This window comes from Nonomuraea sp. NPDC046570 (assembly GCF_040645915.1).
In the GTDB taxonomy this organism is placed as follows: Bacteria; Actinomycetota; Actinomycetes; order Streptosporangiales; family Streptosporangiaceae; genus Nonomuraea.
The window spans coordinates 107,045-123,305 of sequence record NZ_JBEYZF010000015.1 but is presented as its reverse complement, the minus strand read 5'-3'; the positions used below and the strand labels follow the sequence as shown (position 1 = coordinate 123,305).

General features: G+C 69.9%; 15 protein-coding genes and 1 riboswitch. Of the genes, 10 read left to right on the top strand and 5 right to left on the bottom strand.

The features are described from left to right. Positions 1-33 precede the first annotated feature (33 nt). The 6 genes from ABZ911_RS23905 to ABZ911_RS23880 all read left to right on the top strand — a co-directional run bounded on the left by ABZ911_RS23905 (position 34) and on the right by ABZ911_RS23880 (position 7,730). A complete protein-coding gene (locus tag ABZ911_RS23905) occupies positions 34-1,392 on the top strand; it encodes a glutamine synthetase family protein (protein ID WP_358059720.1) in 1,359 nt (452 codons plus the stop codon). Between the two features lie 16 nt (positions 1,393-1,408). Next, positions 1,409-2,752: an aldehyde dehydrogenase family protein gene (locus ABZ911_RS23900; protein ID WP_358059717.1), complete on the top strand. Its 1,344-nt coding sequence runs from the start codon at positions 1,409-1,411 to the stop codon at positions 2,750-2,752. 3 nt (positions 2,753-2,755) lie between these two features. Continuing rightward, complete coding sequence (locus ABZ911_RS23895) at positions 2,756-3,520, top strand: 3-oxoacyl-ACP reductase (protein ID WP_358059714.1); 765 nt, start codon at positions 2,756-2,758, stop codon at positions 3,518-3,520. Positions 3,521-3,535: 15 nt separating this feature from the next. Then, positions 3,536-4,225, top strand: coding sequence for a gamma-glutamyl-gamma-aminobutyrate hydrolase family protein (locus tag ABZ911_RS23890; RefSeq protein WP_358059711.1), 690 nt, complete (start codon positions 3,536-3,538; stop codon positions 4,223-4,225). 311 nt (positions 4,226-4,536) lie between these two features. Then, positions 4,537-6,732: a hypothetical protein gene (locus tag ABZ911_RS23885; RefSeq protein ID WP_358059708.1), complete on the top strand. Its 2,196-nt coding sequence runs from the start codon at positions 4,537-4,539 to the stop codon at positions 6,730-6,732. Further along, positions 6,729-7,730 (top strand): aminoglycoside phosphotransferase family protein, encoded by a 1,002-nt coding sequence (locus ABZ911_RS23880; protein WP_358059705.1) that lies wholly within the window; start codon positions 6,729-6,731, stop codon positions 7,728-7,730. The genes ABZ911_RS23885 and ABZ911_RS23880 overlap by 4 nt, the downstream gene beginning before the upstream one ends. Here the strand turns inward: ABZ911_RS23880 and ABZ911_RS23875 are convergent. After that, positions 7,708-8,553, bottom strand: coding sequence for a GntR family transcriptional regulator (locus ABZ911_RS23875; protein ID WP_358059702.1), 846 nt, complete (start codon positions 8,551-8,553; stop codon positions 7,708-7,710). The genes ABZ911_RS23880 and ABZ911_RS23875 overlap by 23 nt on opposite strands. Before the next feature lie 119 nt (positions 8,554-8,672). Between ABZ911_RS23875 and ABZ911_RS23870 the strand changes: the two genes are divergently transcribed. Further along, a complete protein-coding gene (locus tag ABZ911_RS23870; protein WP_358059699.1) occupies positions 8,673-9,152 on the top strand; it encodes an ATP-binding protein in 480 nt (159 codons plus the stop codon). Between the two features lie 44 nt (positions 9,153-9,196). Here ABZ911_RS23870 and ABZ911_RS23865 read toward each other — a convergent pair whose 3' ends face one another. Both ABZ911_RS23865 and ABZ911_RS23860 read right to left on the bottom strand, forming a co-directional pair. Further along, positions 9,197-9,481: a hypothetical protein gene (locus tag ABZ911_RS23865; protein ID WP_358059696.1), complete on the bottom strand. Its 285-nt coding sequence runs from the start codon at positions 9,479-9,481 to the stop codon at positions 9,197-9,199. A 175-nt stretch (positions 9,482-9,656) separates the two neighbouring features. Next, positions 9,657-11,696, bottom strand: coding sequence for an NB-ARC domain-containing protein (locus ABZ911_RS23860; RefSeq protein ID WP_358059693.1), 2,040 nt, complete (start codon positions 11,694-11,696; stop codon positions 9,657-9,659). Between the two features lie 232 nt (positions 11,697-11,928). Then, a riboswitch (glycine riboswitch) is annotated at positions 11,929-12,026 on the top strand. 129 nt (positions 12,027-12,155) lie between these two features. Between ABZ911_RS23860 and gcvT the strand changes: the two genes are divergently transcribed. The 3 genes from gcvT to ABZ911_RS23845 all read left to right on the top strand — a co-directional run bounded on the left by gcvT (position 12,156) and on the right by ABZ911_RS23845 (position 15,070). After that, positions 12,156-13,241 carry a glycine cleavage system aminomethyltransferase GcvT gene (gcvT, locus tag ABZ911_RS23855; protein ID WP_358059690.1) on the top strand — a complete coding sequence of 362 codons (1,086 nt, stop codon included), beginning with the start codon at positions 12,156-12,158 and terminating at the stop codon, positions 13,239-13,241. After that, positions 13,238-13,627, top strand: coding sequence for a glycine cleavage system protein GcvH (gcvH, locus tag ABZ911_RS23850; RefSeq protein ID WP_358059687.1), 390 nt, complete (start codon positions 13,238-13,240; stop codon positions 13,625-13,627). Before gcvT ends, gcvH begins: the two co-directional genes overlap by 4 nt. A 66-nt stretch (positions 13,628-13,693) precedes the next feature. Continuing rightward, positions 13,694-15,070, top strand: a complete 1,377-nt coding sequence (locus ABZ911_RS23845) for an L-serine ammonia-lyase (RefSeq protein ID WP_358059684.1) — start codon at positions 13,694-13,696, stop codon at positions 15,068-15,070. Here ABZ911_RS23845 and ABZ911_RS23840 read toward each other — a convergent pair. Next, a complete protein-coding gene (locus ABZ911_RS23840; protein ID WP_358059681.1) occupies positions 15,057-15,575 on the bottom strand; it encodes a hypothetical protein in 519 nt (172 codons plus the stop codon). The two genes, ABZ911_RS23845 and ABZ911_RS23840, sit on opposite strands and share 14 nt — an antisense overlap. Then, complete coding sequence (locus ABZ911_RS23835) at positions 15,575-16,183, bottom strand: DUF6286 domain-containing protein (protein WP_358059678.1); 609 nt, start codon at positions 16,181-16,183, stop codon at positions 15,575-15,577. Before ABZ911_RS23835 ends, ABZ911_RS23840 begins: the two co-directional genes overlap by 1 nt. Positions 16,184-16,261 lie beyond the last annotated feature (78 nt).

The following is a 16,261-nucleotide window of genomic DNA, read 5'->3' as shown; positions in this document are numbered from 1 at the left end:
TCTAACACTAGCCCAATAGCCTGGAGGGTGACGGTGGCGGGTGGTTTCCTCTCGGTCGACGAACTGCGCGACGACGTGGCGGCCGGCCTGATCGACACGGTCGTCCTGGCCGTGGTCGACATGCAGGGCCGCATGCAGGGCAAGCGCCTGTCCGCCCGCTTCTTCCTCGAAGAGGTGCTGCACCACGGCGCCGAGGGCTGCAACTACCTGCTGGCCGTCGACGTCGACATGAACACCGTCGGCGGCTACGACATGTCCTCCTGGGATCGCGGCTACGGCGACTTCGTGATGCGGCCCGACCTGTCCACGCTGCGCCGCGTCCCCTGGCAGGAGGGCACCGCCCTGCTGATGGCCGACCTGCTCTGGGAGGACGGCCGGGACGTCCTCGCCTCGCCCCGGCAGATCCTGCGCCGCCAGCTCGCCAGGCTCGGCGAGCGGGGACTGGCCGCCTTCGTCGGCACCGAGCTGGAGTTCGTCATCTACGACGACAGTTACGAGGACGCCTGGCGGCGCGCCTACCGCGACCTGACGCCGGCCAACCTGTACAACGTCGACTACTCCCTGATGGGCACCGCGCGCGTCGAGCCGCTGCTGCGGAAGATCAGACTGGACATGGAAGGCGCGGGGATGTACGTCGAGTCGGCCAAGGGGGAGTGCAACCTCGGCCAGCACGAGATCGCGTTCCGCTACGACGAGGCGCTCCGCACCTGCGACAACCACTCGATCTACAAGAACGGCGCCAAGGAGATCGCCGCCCAGGCGGGCCGGTCGATCACCTTCATGGCCAAGCCGAACCAGCGCGAGGGCAATTCCTGCCATATCCACATATCGCTACGGTCTGTGGACAACTCACCCGTCATGGCCGGGGACGGGCCGCACGGGCTGTCCGAGCTCGGCGCCCGATTCATCGCCGGACAGCTCGCCTGCCTGCGCGAACTCACCCTCCTCTACGCCCCGAACATCAACTCCTACAAGCGGTACGTGCCCGGCAGCTTCGCCCCGACCGCGGTGAAGTGGGGTGTGGACAACCGCACGTGTTCGTTCCGTCTCGTAGGGCACGGGCACTCGCTGCGGATCGAGAACCGGGTGCCGGGCGGCGACGTGAACCCGTACCTGGCGGTGGCCGCGCTCATCGCGGCCGGGCTGTACGGCATCGACCACGAGCTGCCGCTGGAGGAGGCGTTCACCGGCAACGCCTACGCCTCCGGCGCCGAGACCGTGCCGACCACGCTGCGCGACGCGCTGGGCCTGTTCGAGGGCTCGAAGCTGGCGCGCGACACCTTCGGCGACGAGGTGGTCGCGCACTACGCGAACAACGCCCGCGTGGAGCTGGCCGCCTTCGACGCGGCGGTGACGGACTGGGAAATGTACCGGGGCTTCGAGCGCCTCTGACCAGGAAGGGCGAGACGTGAAGATCATCAATCCGGCGACCGAGGAGGTGCTCGCCGACGTCGACCTCGCCGACGCGGCCGAGATCGACCGGGCCGTGGAACGCGCCAGGAAGGCGTACCCGAGCTGGCGCGAGGTGAGTCCCGGCGACCGCGCCCGGCTGCTGCGCCGCTTCGCCGAGGCGGTCGACCGCCACACGGACGAACTGGCCGCGCTGGAGGCGGCCAACGCCGGGCACACCATCGGCACCGCCCGCTGGGAGGCCGGCACCGTCCGCGACGTGCTGCACTTCTACGCCGGCGCGCCCGAGCGCAACCACGGCAGGCAGATCCCCGTGCCCGGCGGCGTGGACCTCACCTTCCAGGAGCCGCTCGGCGTGGTGGGCGTGATCGTGCCGTGGAACTACCCGATGCTGATCATGTCGTGGGGAGTCGCCCCCGCGCTCGCGGCGGGCAACACCGTGATCGTCAAGCCCGCCGAGTGGACCCCGCTGACCGCGCTCCGCCTGGCCGAACTGGCCGTGCAGGCGGGCCTCCCCGAGGGGGTGCTCCAGGTGCTGCCTGGGGCAGGGGAGGTCGCGGGCGCCCGGCTCGCCGAGCACCCGCAGGTCGCCAAGATCGTGTTCACCGGCTCGACCGAGGTGGGCAAGCGGATCGCCGCCGTGGGCGCGCGGACGGTCAAGCGGCTGACCCTGGAACTGGGCGGCAAGTCCGCGAACATCGTCTTCGCCGACGCCGACCTCGACAAGGCCGCGCGCACCGCCCCCGCCGCCGTGTTCGACAACGCCGGCCAGGACTGCTGCGCCCGCTCCCGCATCCTGGTGCAACGCGAGGTCCACGACGAGTTCCTGGTACGGCTCGCGCAGGCCGTCCGGCAGATGAAGGTCGGCGACCCGCTCGACGAGACCACCGACATGGGCCCGCTGATCAGCGCCGAGCACCTGGCCAGGGTCGCGAGCTTCGTCGACGGCACGCCGTACCTGCAGGGCTCCTGCCCCGGTGGCAAGGGCTTCTGGTTCCCGCCGACCGTGCTGACCTCCCAGGTCACCGACCGCGCGTTCACCGAGGAGATCTTCGGCCCCGTGGTGTCGGTGGTCCCCTTCGACGACGAGGCCGACGCGATCCGCATCGCCAACGACACCAGGTACGGCCTCAGCGGCTCCATCTGGACCGGCGACGTGGGCCGCGCCCTGCGGGTGGCCCGCGCGGTCGAAGCGGGCAACCTGAGCGTGAACTCCCATTCGAGCGTCCGCTACTGGACACCCTTCGGCGGCTTCAAGGAGTCCGGCCTCGGCAGAGAACTGGGCCCCGACGCGCTGTCGGCTTTCACCGAGACCAAAAACGTCTTTATCGCAACGGAGTAGCTTATGCAGCGTTTGCAGGACCGGGTCGCCGTGATCACCGGTGCGGGCAGTGGGATCGGGCTGGCCACAGCACGCCGGTTCGCCCAGGAGGGCGCGAAGGTGGTGTGCGTCGACCTCGACGAGACGAGCGGGGCCAAGGCGGCCGACGAGGTGGGCGGGCTGTTCGTACGGGCCGACGTGACCAGCGACGCCGACGTGCAGCGGATGTACCAGACGGCGTTCGACACCTACGGCAGCGTGGACATCGCGTTCAACAACGCGGGCATCTCGCCGCCCGACGACGACTCGATCCTGGAGACCGGCATCGACGCCTGGCGGCGGGTGCAGGAGGTCAACCTCACCAGCGTGTACCTGTGCTGCAAGCACGTCCTGCCGTACATGCGGCGGCAGGGCAAGGGGTCGATCATCAACACCGCGTCGTTCGTGGCGGTGATGGGGTCGGCGACCTCGCAGATCTCCTACACCGCGTCCAAGGGCGGGGTGCTGGCGATGTCGCGGGAGCTGGGTGTGCAGTTCGCCCGGGAGGGCATCAGGGTGAACGCGCTGTGTCCCGGGCCGGTGAACACGCCGCTGCTGCAGGAGTTGTTCGCCAAGGACCCCGAGCGGGCGCAGCGCCGCCTGGTGCACATCCCCGTCGGCAGGTTCGCCGAGGCGTCGGAGATCGCGGCGGCGGTCGCCTTCCTGGCCTCGGACGACGCCTCGTTCATCACCGGGTCGGAGTTCCTGGTGGACGGCGGCATCTCGGGCGCGTACGTCACACCGCTGTAGCAAGGAGAGCACCGCATGTCCCGTCCCGTGATCGGCATCACCTGTTACGTCGAGACCGCGCGGTTCACCGTGTGGGAGATGCCGACGGCGCTGCTGCCGTACATGTACGTCGAGCAGGTGGTCCGCGCGGGCGGGCAGCCGGTGCTGCTGCCTCCGGCGGGCGACCCCGCGCCGCTGGTGGGGCGGCTGGACGGGCTGATCCTGGCGGGCGGCGGCGACATCGACCCGTCCAGGTACGCCGCCACCCCCCACGACCGCACCGGCTACATCCGGAAATTTCGGGACTCGGCTGAGTTTGGGGTGATGGGGAGTGCGCTGGAGGCCGGACTCCCGTTCCTGGGGATCTGCCGGGGGCTTCAGGTGCTGAACGTCACCCTCGGCGGCAGCCTCCACCAGCACCTGCCCGACGTGGTCGGCCACGAGGGCCACTCCCCCGCACCCGCCACCTACGGCCACCTGCCGGTCGAGATCACGCCGGGCACCCGCCTCGCCAAGATCCTCGGCACCGCCCCGGTGACCGTCCCCCACTACCACCACCAGGCGATCGACCGCCTGGCCCCCGGCCTCACCCCCACCGCCCACAGCACCGACGGCACCATCGAGGCGGTCGAACTCGACACCCACCCCTTCGCCGTGGCCGTCCAGTGGCACCCGGAGGCAGCCGACGACTATGCCCTTTTCGAGGCCCTGGTAGCCGCCTGTTAGGAATCATCCGGTGTGGGATACCGGAAAGCCGTTGACCATTAGTGATCTCTCTGGCTTTGATGGTGGGGAACGAGCTGAAGACGCTTTCCCTCTACGTCAAGAGAGGTTGAATGCCCCTCGAACCCCGGTTTCGACGGGTCGCGGCCTTGCATCGCCGTTTCGTCAACCGCGAAACCGCATTTGAGGTATTCGATGAGGAACTCTCCCAAAGCAGGCACGGACCCAGAATCCTCAACATCACGGGTGTCGGCGGAATCGGCAAATCACGGCTGCTGCGTGAGTTCGGCAAGCAGGCCAAGGAAACCCATCGAGTGGCGACGCTTGATCTGCAGGTCCCTGCCCATCGCCAGCAGGAGGACGCCTTGGCCGTACTGCGCGGGCAGTTCGGCGAGCAGGGAGTGCGGTTCGACCGGTATGACATCGCCTACGCGGTGCTGTGGCAACGACTCCACCCGCATCTCGGGCTCACCCGCAGCGAACTGCCTTTCGTCGAACACAGCGAGATCTTGAGGGAGGTGCTCGACAGCGCCTCCGGTGTGCCGGTCTTCGGCACTGCCGTCGGACTGCTCAAAGTTCTGGACAAGGGCAATGCCACCCGTAAGCGCCGCCGCCATCTGCGCGACGACGAGACTCTGCGGCAGTTGGACGTGCTTCCCGGCGCGGAACTGGTGGACGCCGTCACGTTCCTGTTCGCCGAGGACCTGCGCGCCTGCAGCGCCGACGTGCCGTACGTCGTACTCGTCGACGCCTACGACGCGCTTGGCCGGACCGCCGTCGACGATGTCTGGCTGAGGGATCTGGCCGCGCAGCTCGATCGCGGCCTGACCGTGGTGGTGAGCCGGGAGCCGCTCGGGTGGGAGGCGTACGACGCCGACTGGCGGCAGGTGATCCGTCAGATGCCCATCGAGGGGCTGGCGATGGAGGCGCGTCTGGAGTTGCTCGCCGACAGCGGGGTCACCGACGCGGCACAGCGGCAGGTGATCGCCCAGGCGAGCGTCGGCCTGCCGTTCTACCTGCATCTGGCCACCGACAGCCAGGCCAGGGGCAATGTGGTTTCCCAGGATGAGATCGCCCAGCGGTTCCTGCAGCACGTCAACGAGGAGGAGCGGCGCTACCTGCAGTTGCTGAGCGTGACCCGGACCTTCGACTACGACCTGTTCCAGGGGCTGGCCGCGGCTTTCCAGCTCCCCGGCGGGCGGCTGGCCTGGGAGGGGCTGATCGCCTACTCCTTCGTCTACCCGGCGGGCGACGGCTGCTTTCAACTGCATCAGCTCATGGCCGACATGCTGCGGGTACGGCTCTCGCCGGAGATGGCCCAAGACGCCCACCTCGTCCTGCACACCCTCTGGAGCCAACGGACCGACGACGCGGCGGGGATTCGTGAGGCGGTCTTTCACGGCCTGCACGCCGGCACGGTCCGCGACGGCGAACTCCTGGCCCACGCCGACCGGATCACCGCGTACGGCGGGGCGCAGGGCATCACGGGGTTGATCTCCGACATACGCGCTCACCTGGACGACGGCGGTGACCCCGCGCTGGAGGAGACCGCCGCCTGCCTGGCGGCCGAGGCCGCGGTCCTTCTTGGCGATTCCACGCGGATCAACGCGCTGACCCCGGAAACGGTGTGGCGGCTCGACAGTGAGGCCGGGGCGCGCCTGGCCGTTTCCGCCGCCCACGGTCGTCGCATCTCTGGGCAGACCGCTCACGCGTTGCGCATCTACACCGACGTGCTGGCCGTTCACAGCGGGGCGGCGCGCCGCCCGGCCGGGCTGTGGGCCGCCGACCTGCACATGGCCCAGGGCCGGTTCCGGCAGGCGTTCGAGCTGGCCGGGCAGGTCGTTGAGGGGTGCCCGCCAGATGACCACGTGTTCCTCGGGGACCTGGCTCGGCTGGTCCACCTGGCGTCGCGGTTCTCCTATGACTTCACCACCGCGGATCGTCACCTGGAGGAGGCCGCCCGGCACTACCGGCAGGCCGGGACGATCGTCGGAGAAGCGCTGATCTGCACCAACCGGGCGGAACTGCTGGCCTGGACCAACCCGTCCGAAGCGATCGCCGCCGCGGGTGCGGCGGTTGAAGCCAACAGTGATCTTGGGGCGACGCACGAGGTCGGCAAAGCGTACAGCGCGCTGGGCCAGGCACTGCTGGCACTGGGCGAGATCGCCGAGGCGTCCACCGCGCTGGATTCGGCCTGTGCCGCTCTGGAGAAGGCCCGCTACCGCTCAGGCCGGGCGCGGGCCGAGCTGCTCCGGGCCTGCCTGCACGTTCGGAACGAGGAACCTGATCTGGCGGCGGCGTCGGCCCGCTGGGCTGTCGGCGAGCTTCTGGCCGTCGAGGTCTACCCGACCCTGATCACCACCGCGAACAAGTTGCTGGAGGTCGTGGAGCGGCCGGACGAGAATGTGGGCGAGGCCGCGCGGCAGGCTTGGGCCGCAATTGAGCCCATCGACTCACACAGCGCGCTGGAGGCCCGGATGACGTACCACCTGCGAGGGCTGCTGGGATGACGATCGACCTCTATCAGGCCGCCCTCGCAGACGCCGGGACCAGCGGCTTCTACAACAAGAACGTGCGGATCGACGGCCCGTCCGGGCCGGTGATCGTGCGGATTCCGATGCACGACGCGGACAACGTCGACCTGCGCATCTGGCCCGAGCACGAGGTGCTGACCGCCATCGCCCCGTACGTGGCTCACGCTCCCAGGCTTCTGCAGGTCTGTGAGTCGCCCGCCTACCAGGTTCACGAGTTCGTCCCAGGCGACGTCCTGGACGACCTCGCGCCACGAGGACAGCACGTACCTCCGGTCGTGCTGGCCGAAGTGGTCGACTTGTTCGCCCAGCTCACGGCGGTTCCCCCGGAAGACCTGCCCGACCTGCCCGTGGCCTGGCCCGAGAGTGGGGACACCGGCGCTTTCGCGCGTGTCCTGTCGGACACCACGCAGGGGGTCCACGACACGTTCGGCGGAGAGTTCGGCCGGCTGTTCTCCGTTCTCGGGATTCCTGCGGACCCGCTGGCCTCGACGCGTGACCGGTGGTCCTCCCTCACCTCGCGTCCATTCCGGCTGGTCCACTCGGACATCCACCGCAAGAACATGATTCTCAGCTCGGGGCGGGTGGTCTTCCTTGACTGGGAACTAGCCCTGTGGGGCGATCCGCTCTATGAGCTCGCCGTGCACTTCCACAAGATGGGCTACGCCGATGACGAGCGCGACGCCGTACTCGCCCGATGGGTGGGGGCGATGGCTCCGGAGTTCACCCGTGGCTGGGAGCGTGACCTGGACACCTACCTCGCGCACGAACGGGTGAAGTCGGCCATCGTCGACACCGTCCGCTATACCCAGCTCATCGTCGGCGGGAAGCTTCTCGACGAGGAGGAGCAGGCGCTGCTCGACAAGCTCACGGACAAACACGCGGCGGCGGCCGAGGTCTGGGCGTTGCCCGATCCGCCCGACCGTGATCGGGTCGAGAGTGCCGTACGACGCCTCACATCTCCGCTTCCCGACTGATCGTGGTCCACATGCTGGTGAACCAGGACCGCGCCTGAGCGACGTACTGCGAGGCCGCGGCGGACGGGTCCTCGGTGAGCGCGTAGTGGAACAGCACGGAGTCCTTGCCCATGACGTCGTACAGGTCCTTCTGCTCGCCGTCGAGGCGGGCTGTGTGCTTGACGACCGGGTAGAAGCCGAAGAACGCCTGCTCGTGGTTGATCAGGTAGAGCTTGAACGACGGCGTCGCCGCGTAGGTCCGCACCTGTACCGAAGCGTTCTTCACCAAGCCGAGGTCGGCCAGTTCGTGCACGCCGTCGGTGATGGCCTGGGTACTGCGTAGCATGATCCGCCGGGCGCGTTTCCCGACGGCGGGATCGCCGGCGAGGTCGTCGGCCAGGCAGGGCAGGAGCATCGGCTGTTCCAGGTCCGGCAGGAGCATCCGAATGGTGATCGAGTCGGGGGTAAGCCGTCCGATGCGCACCTTGTCCAGCGGTTCCTGAAGCATCCCGGCGAGCGTTTCGCCGGAGAATCCGGCGAAGTCGATGGAGACGCTCTCCGCGTCGAAGGCGCGCTCCAGATGCGGGCGCAGTTCGACCGGACGCTCGGTGCGCTCGCGTACGAACACGCCGCTCCCCTGCCGCGAGAACACCAGCCCCTCGTCGCGGAGGAGACGAATGGCCTGCTGGACGGTCATGCGCGCGACGCCGTACTTCTTCGCCAGTTCGGTTCCGGAGGGGAGCTTCTCCCCCGGCTCGAGCTTCCTGGTCAGGATCGCGGCCCGAAGCGCGTTGGCCACCTGTCTGTACGGCGGGCGCGGGTCGTCGGGGTCCAGGCTCGTCATGGCCAAAGCCTAGGTTGCCTAACCCAGTTCCCGCAGCTCCCTTGACAGCATCGTCACCGACAGTGACATTAGAGTCACTCAGACGATGGCTAGGCAGGTTAGACAAGCGGAGGTGGCTGATGACGCGCAGCGAGAACCTGTGCCTTGGACACGTGGCTCCAGCCCTGATCGACGCGATGGTGGGCTTCCGGCCCGGCGGTATGACCTACCGGCGAACCTTCCCTGGCCGACCGGACCAGGTTCCCCGGGCCCGCCGCTTCATCCGATTCCTCCTGGAGGACTCCTCCTGCCGGGACGACGCCGAGCAGATCGTCGCCGAACTCGCGGCCAACGCCATCGCCCACACGAGCAGCGGGCACTCCCGTGGCACCTTCATGGTCGAACTGGCCCGTAAAGTCACGACGATCCGGGTCACCGTCTACGACTGCGGCTGGGACGGTACCCCCAGGTTCGACCTCCCCCAGGACGTGACTCCACTCGCCGAGCGCGGCAGGGGCCTGCTCGTGGTCACGGCACTGGCCACCAGGGTCGGCTGTCGCGGCACACAGGCGGTGGGCCACGCGGTGTGGGCCGAACTGTCCCCGATCTCAGCGAACTAGCCGACCCGCTGGAGATACGGCGGCACAATCACCAGGCCGTCGGTTCAGTCGAGGAGGCGGGTGTAGCGCACCCAGGCCCGGATCCAGGCCGCCTCCAGCACGGAGTCGACCAGGTAGGTCGGCCTGATCACACCGCGTGGCACGTAGTACAGCTCCACCGTCAGCAGCGTCGCGGCGGCGGCGACACCTATACGCCGCGCGTACACGACCCCTTCACCGGTCGGCGCCACGCGCAACTGACTCCACCCCACCCCCACCAGCAACCCCGCGACGGTACGCACCAGCCACTTGTCCCGCTTCGGCCCGAACACGAATTCAAAACTCCGCATATGAACCAGCGGCCACACCCCGCCCACCAGGTTGAACACCCCATGAGCCCGCGCCAGCCCAACCCCTCTTTCCCCCATGTCCGCAGCCTTGCCCGACCATCCCCACCGAAAACCGCCGACCACCGGATGAATCTGCTGGTCGGCCTCCCGTACGTCGTGGAGGTGGATGAGGGGTTCAGGCGAACAGGCGGGGGACCTCGGTGTCCAGGTTGAGGCGGGTGCCCTGGGCGAAGGCGGCGTCGAAGGCGTGGTCGCCGACCAGGGCGCAGGCCGCCTCCTCGCAGGCCCGCCGTGGCTCGGCGAACGCCGGAGAGCCCATCCCCACCGCCCCTTGGGCCCGCCACACCTGGTGGGACAGTCCGAGCAGGCGGGCGGCCAGGGTGCCGTCGGCGCGGGTGACCGCGATCCTGGCGAGCAGGTCGAGGGCGAGGGCGGTGCCGACGTGGTCGCGCAGCCGCCACTTGGTCTCCAGGCAGCGGCGGGCCAGGGCGGCGGCCCCGGCGATGTCGCCGCGCGCCAGCCGTACCGAGGCCAGGTGGTGGTCGGCGTAGGAGCGCAGCCAGCGTCCGCCGAAGGTGTCGGCCAGCCGCCACATCTGCTCGACCACGGCCTCGGCGGGCTCCAGGGCCTCGCCGCCCTGGCAGAGCAGCGCGAGCGCCTGGACCGACAGCGACAGCAGGACACCGAACCCGGGGTCGCCGAGGTCGTGGTGGATCCGCTCGGCGAGGCTCGCGATCACGCGCGCCTCGGTGAGGTCGCCGCGCAGCAGGGCGAGCCCGGCGCGCAGGGTCAGGATGTACGCGGCGCCCATCTCGTCGTCCTGTGCGCGAGCCTCGGTCGCGCCTTCGGCGAGCAGGTCCTCGGCGGTGTCGTGGTCGCCCTGCGTCATGGCGACGCACGCGCACGCCCACAGTGCGGCGGTCCGCGCGGCGCTCGGCCCCCGGCAGCGGGCCAGCGCGCGGTCGAGCTGGAGTCTGCCGTCGTGCAGGTAGCCGCAGGCGACCCAGAACCAGACCAGGTGCCCGGCCATGTCCAGGCCGCGTTCGTGCTCCCGGGGGTCGGACCAGCAGTGGTCGAAGGCCGCCCGGATGTTGGCGAGTTCGCCGGACATGCGCCGCGACCAGCCGATCTGGTCGGGCCCTTTCCATTCCTGGTGGAACCAGCGGGCGAGGCCCAGGTAGTGGTCGAGGTGGCGGCGGCGCAGGTCGGCCTCCTGCCCGAGGTGGGCGAGCCATTCGCGGCCGTAGACGCGCAGTGTGTCGAGCATCCGGTAGCGGCGTCCGGCCGTCAGCACGATCGACTTCTCGATCAGTCCCTCCAGCGCCCGCTCCGCGCCCTGCGGGGTGAGCGGCTCGTGCCCGCACACCGCGGTGATCGCGTCCAGGTCGAAGTCGCCGCTGAACACCGAGAGCCTGGCCCACAGCAGCCGTTCCAGCGGCTCGCACAGCTCGTGGCTCCAGCCGATCGCGGTGCGCAGCGTCTGGTGGCGGGGCATCGAGGTACGGCTGCCCGCCGAGAACAACCGGTCGTCGAGGTTCTCCAGGATCTGCTCGGGCGAGAACACCCGAAGCTGTACGGCGGCCAGCTCGATCGCCAGCGGGATCCCGTCCAGTCTGCGGCAGAGTCGCAGCACCGCCCCGCTCGGCTCGAAGCGCGGTTGCACGGCGACGGCCCGCTCGGCGAACAGCCGTACCGCGTCCCCGCCCATCTCGACCGCGTCCAGCGGGGGTACGGCCAGCACGTGCTCGGCGGGCAGCCCGAGCGCCTGCCTGCTGGTGACCAGCAGCCGTACGCCGGGCGCGGCCCGCAGCAGCGCCTCGGCCAGGGACGAGCAGGCCCGCACCAGGTGTTCGCAGGTGTCGAGCAGGATGAGCAGCCGCTTGTCGGCGAGCTGTCCGACCAGGACGTCGAGCTGCGGCTTGGCGCTCTGGTCGCGTAGTCCGAGGGCTTCGCAGATGGTGTGCGCGAGCAGCGCCTCGTCCTGCAGCGCGGACAACTCGACCAGCCAGACGCCGTCGCGGTAGGCGCCCGCCACCCGTTCGGCCGCGCGCAGCGCCAGCCTGGTCTTGCCGACGCCGCCGACGCCGGTGAGGGTGAGCAGGCGGACGCGCGCCAGTAGCCCGGTCGCGTCCTCCAGCTCCCGCGACCTGCCGACGAAGCTCGTCATCTCCGCGGGCAGGTTTCCGGACCGCCCGCCCTCCACCGCACCGATCACGCGTTCTCATGTCGTCGTCGTGGATTTGACGTCAGCCGATCGTAACCATGAAGGCGTCACGGCCTGAGCACGATCAGTGAGATCGGTGGCGGATTGTCCAGCATGCGAGGGATGACAGCCGCCCGTCGCCCCCTGGGACGACCCGGCGGTCATCCCGTCCGGTGGGACATTCGGCACCGCGCGGTAATTACGCTCGCCCCCGTGGGCACACTAGGCTGGTGGCCGACACCGATGACCCCGTGCGGGAGAGCGTCCTGACATCCGGTCAGGACCCCTGAAGGAGCAAGCCCTCCCCGCAAACCTCTCAAGGCAAAGGACCGCGCGGACCAGGTGAGCTCTGGAAAGCAGGCCTGTGGCCTCGCCGAAGGTGAAAGTCCGGCAAAACACCGGGCGAAGCTCTCAGGCAACCATGACAGAGGGGGAGGATGCTGGCATCCAATCTGTCGTGAGGTGCGAACTATGTCCCGACCTACACCGTTGCGAGACATCCACCAGGATCTCGGTGCGACGCTGACCGACTTCGCCGGTTGGCTCATGCCGCTGCGCTATGGCAGCGAGTCCGCCGAGCACAACGCCGTCCGCACGGCCGCGGGTCTGTTCGACCTCTCGCACATGGGCGAGATCTTCGTGACCGGGCCGCAGGCGGGCGAGGCCCTGGACTACGCGCTGGTCGGCCACCTGTCGGCGCTGGCGCCCGGCCGTGCCCGGTACACCATGATCGTCAACGAGCGGGGCGGGGTGCTCGACGACCTGATCGTCTACCGCCTCGGCGACGAGGAGTTCATGGTCGTCGCCAACGCCTCCAACTACCCGATGGTGGCCGTCGAGCTGGCCGAGCGGGCCAAGCCGTACGACGCGGTGGTCGAGGACCGCTCCGAGCAGTGGGCGCTGATCGCCGTGCAGGGGCCGCGCGCCCAGGAGATCCTGGCCACGCTGACCGACGCCGACCTGGAGGGGCTGAAGTACTACGCGGGGCTGCCCGGCGTGGTCGACGGCCGCGAGGCGCTGATCGCCCGCACCGGGTACACCGGCGAGGACGGCTTCGAGCTGTTCGTCGCCAACGCCGACGCCACCCCGCTCTGGCACGCGATCACCGCCGCGGGCGCGCCGTACGGCCTGCTGCCCGCCGGGCTGTCCAGCCGTGACACGCTCAGGCTGGAGGCGGGTATGCCGCTGTACGGCAACGAGCTGAACGCCGAGCTCACCCCGTTCGACGCGGGCCTGGGCAGAGTGGTGAAATTCGACAAGCCGGGCGACTTCGTCGGCAGGGCCGCGCTGGAGCCGCTCAAGGACATCCCGCCGGGCCGTCGGCTGGTCGGCCTGGTCGCGCGGGGCCGCCGGGTGCCGCGCCACGGTTACCCGGTCACGCACGACGGCGCCGTGGTCGGCGAGGTCACCAGCGGGGCCCCGTCCCAGACCCTGGGCAAGCCCATCGCGCTCGCCTACGTGGACACTGGGGTAAGTGAAGATCTGGCCGTGGACATCCGCGGCAGCCATGAGGCGGTAGACCTGGTCGCGCTGCCTTTCTACAGGAGGAACAAGTGAGCAACATCCCCGACGACCTGAGCTACACCAAGGAGCACGAGTGGGTCGCCGGCCTCGACGACGGCCGCACCGTGACCGTGGGCATCACCGCCTTCGCGGCCGAGGCTCTCGGTGACGTCGTCTACGTGCAGCTTCCCGAGATGGGCGCCACGGTGGCGACCGGCGACTCGATCGGCGAGGTCGAGTCGACCAAGTCCGTCAGCGAGATCTACGCGCCGGTCTCCGGCGAGGTGGTCGAGGTCAACCAGAGCGTCGTGGACACCCCCGACCTGGTCAACAACGACCCCTACGGCGAAGGCTGGATGTTCCGCGTCCGCCTCGACAGCGACCCCGAGGACCTGCTGAGCGCGGAGGAGTACACCGCGCTGACCTCCGGCGACTCATAGTCCCGCAACCGCCGGGGCCCTTCCGGGCCCCGGCCTTCGATCCCCCGCCTGAAGGGCGCATCATCAATGGCGATCAGCGTCTTCGACCTCTTCAAGATCGGCATCGGCCCGTCCAGCTCGCACACCGGCGGCCCCATGGCGGCGGCGCACAAGTTCGCCCGCGGCCTGCACGACGACGGGCTGCTGGAGAAGACCGCACGCGTCGAGGCCATCCTGTACGGCTCGCTCGGCCTGACCGGCAAGGGCCACGGCAGCGACAAGGCGGTCCTGCTCGGACTGTCCGGTGAGAAGCCCGAGCTGGTCGACGTCGACACCGTCGACGACCGGCTGGCCGCCATGCGCGCCGCCGGCACCATCGAGCTGTACGGCACGCAGACCATCCCCTTCGTCATCGGCGAGGACCTCGTCTTCGAGCGCAAGATCTCGCTGCCCGAGCACCCCAACGGCATGCGCTTCACCGCCTTCACCGCCGACGGCCACCCGCTGCGCGAGAAGGTCTACTTCTCGGTGGGCGGCGGCTTCGTCGTCGACGAGAACGCCACCGGCGCGGACCGGATCAAGCCGGACGACACGGTCGTGCCGTACCCCTTCCTGAGTGCCGCCGAGTTGCTCGCGCACTGCGCGGAGACGGGGCTGTCGATCTCCGGGCTGATGATGGAGAACGAGAAGGCGTTCGGCCGTACCGAGGAGCAGATCCGGGCGGAGATCCTCACCCTCTGGCGGGTCATGTCGGAGTGCGTGCGGCGCGGCATCGCCAAGGAGGGCGTGCTGCCCGGCGGCCTCAAGGTCAAGCGCCGGGCGCACCAGCTCCACCGCCGCCTGCAGTCCGAGTCGCCCGCCCAGGACCCGCTGCACGCGATGGACTGGGTGTCGCTGTTCGCGCTGGCCGTCAACGAGGAGAACGCCGCCGGCGGGCGCATCGTCACCGCCCCCACCAACGGGGCCGCGGGCATCATCCCCGCCGTGCTCACCTACTACAACCGCTTCCTGCCGCACGCCGACGACGAGGGCGTGGTCCGCTTCCTGCTCACCGCCGCGGCCGTCGGCGTGCTGTTCAAGGAGAACGCGTCGATCTCCGGCGCCGAGGTGGGCTGCCAGGGTGAGGTCGGCTCGGCCTGCTCGATGGCCGCCGCCGGGCTGACCGAGGTGATGGGCGGCACGCCTGAGCAGGTGGAGAACGCCGCCGAGATCGGCATCGAGCACAACCTGGGGCTGACCTGCGACCCGATCGGCGGGCTGGTGCAGATCCCGTGCATCGAGCGCAACGCGGTCGCCTCGGTCAAGGCCATCGCCGCCGCCCGCATCGCGATGCGCGGCGACGGCAAGCACTTCGTCTCGCTGGACAAGGCCATCCGGACGATGAAGGCGACCGGTCGCGACATGCTCGACAAGTACAAGGAGACCTCGCGCGGCGGGCTCGCCGTCAACATCATCGAGTGCTGACCGGCCCGCTTCGCCGTACGTGCAGTCTGACCAGCGCGCCCATCTCGTCGTCGCCGACCTCGCGCCTGATCCGGCCCACGACCTCGCGGTCGAGGCGGCCGGCCACGGCGCCGACGTCGGCGGCGGGCGGGCAGGTCACCGCGAGGCGCAGCCGCTGCTTCCCGACGACCCTGACCCGTGTCCGGCCGACGCCTTCGACGTCCTTCAGCCCGACGCAGAGCAGCGCGGTGCCCGTGCCGTCGCGGCTGCCGATCCGGCCCCAACCGGCCGCCATCAGCAGCCAGCGCAGCGCGAGCATCGCCAACAGCACCAGGACCAGCGCGGCCGCCCAGCAGGCCCACGGGTGCTGCGCCAGGTAGGCGGCCAGGCCGGGCCGCAGGATGCGGGCGCCCTTCGGCTGCGCGGGCAGGGTGCCGGTGCCGCGCAGGAAGGTGTACGCGCCCGCGCCCAGCAGGATGGCGCCGACGACGGCCAAGCCGACCCTGTTGCCCGTGTACTGCCGCATCACAGGCCCCTTCTGCGCAGCCGTACGACCACCTCGCTCGCGCAGAGGGCGCCGAGGCCGTTCAGCCTGTCCCCCACCGCGGCGCCGACCTGCCGGAGCGTCGCGCCGGTGCGGTCGGCCTCGGTGACCACGACGACCTCGATCTGCCGGGGGCGCAGCCGTACCTTCGCCCGGATCACCCCTTCCACGTCCTCGGCCACGGCGCGCAGTGTGCGCCGCAGGCCCGAGCGGGTGATGCCGATGACCAGGCGCGGGTCGGTGGTCTCCACCGCCACCAGCCTGGCCCGGCCCGGTAGCAGCGCGAGCAGCAGCAGGATGGTGCCGAGCACCGCGGCGACCAGCGCGCCGCCGACCACGAAGGGGTTCGACCACGGGTGCTCCGCCGCCAGGTCCGCGGCCTGGTCGACGGGTACGAGGCCGATCCGCTCGCCCATCAGCGCGGCGACGACCTCGACCGCGGTCAGGCCGAGCCCTGCTGTCAGGGCCAGCGCCACCGCGACCCCGGCGGGTGTACGCGCCGGTTTGAGCGCCCTGCTCGCCCTGCGCCTGGGGGTTTCCTGCTCGGGGCGGGAGGCCGCGCCCGGCAGGATCCCCTGGAGAGTTGTCATCACACCGACCAGAGGTACAGCCCCCGGCTAGCAGCCGACGGCCCTCCTCGCCGCCCGTTTGCACGATCATGGGGATTT

Bases quoted from the DNA above. Each gene is read 5' to 3' on its own strand.
- ABZ911_RS23895 (WP_358059714.1), top strand. From the start codon at position 2,756: ATGCAGCGTTTGCAGGACCGGGTCGCCGTGATCACCGGTGCGGGCAGT.
- ABZ911_RS23890 (WP_358059711.1), top strand. From the start codon at position 3,536: ATGTCCCGTCCCGTGATCGGCATCACCTGTTACGTCGAGACCGCGCGG.
- ABZ911_RS23880 (WP_358059705.1), top strand. From the start codon at position 6,729: ATGACGATCGACCTCTATCAGGCCGCCCTCGCAGACGCCGGGACCAGC.
- ABZ911_RS23875 (WP_358059702.1), bottom strand. From the start codon at position 8,553: ATGACGAGCCTGGACCCCGACGACCCGCGCCCGCCGTACAGACAGGTG.
- ABZ911_RS23870 (WP_358059699.1), top strand. From the start codon at position 8,673: ATGACGCGCAGCGAGAACCTGTGCCTTGGACACGTGGCTCCAGCCCTG.
- ABZ911_RS23865 (WP_358059696.1), bottom strand. From the start codon at position 9,481: ATGCGGAGTTTTGAATTCGTGTTCGGGCCGAAGCGGGACAAGTGGCTG.
- gcvT (WP_358059690.1), top strand. From the start codon at position 12,156: ATGTCCCGACCTACACCGTTGCGAGACATCCACCAGGATCTCGGTGCG.
- ABZ911_RS23845 (WP_358059684.1), top strand. From the start codon at position 13,694: ATGGCGATCAGCGTCTTCGACCTCTTCAAGATCGGCATCGGCCCGTCC.
- ABZ911_RS23840 (WP_358059681.1), bottom strand. From the start codon at position 15,575: ATGCGGCAGTACACGGGCAACAGGGTCGGCTTGGCCGTCGTCGGCGCC.
- ABZ911_RS23835 (WP_358059678.1), bottom strand. From the start codon at position 16,183: ATGACAACTCTCCAGGGGATCCTGCCGGGCGCGGCCTCCCGCCCCGAG.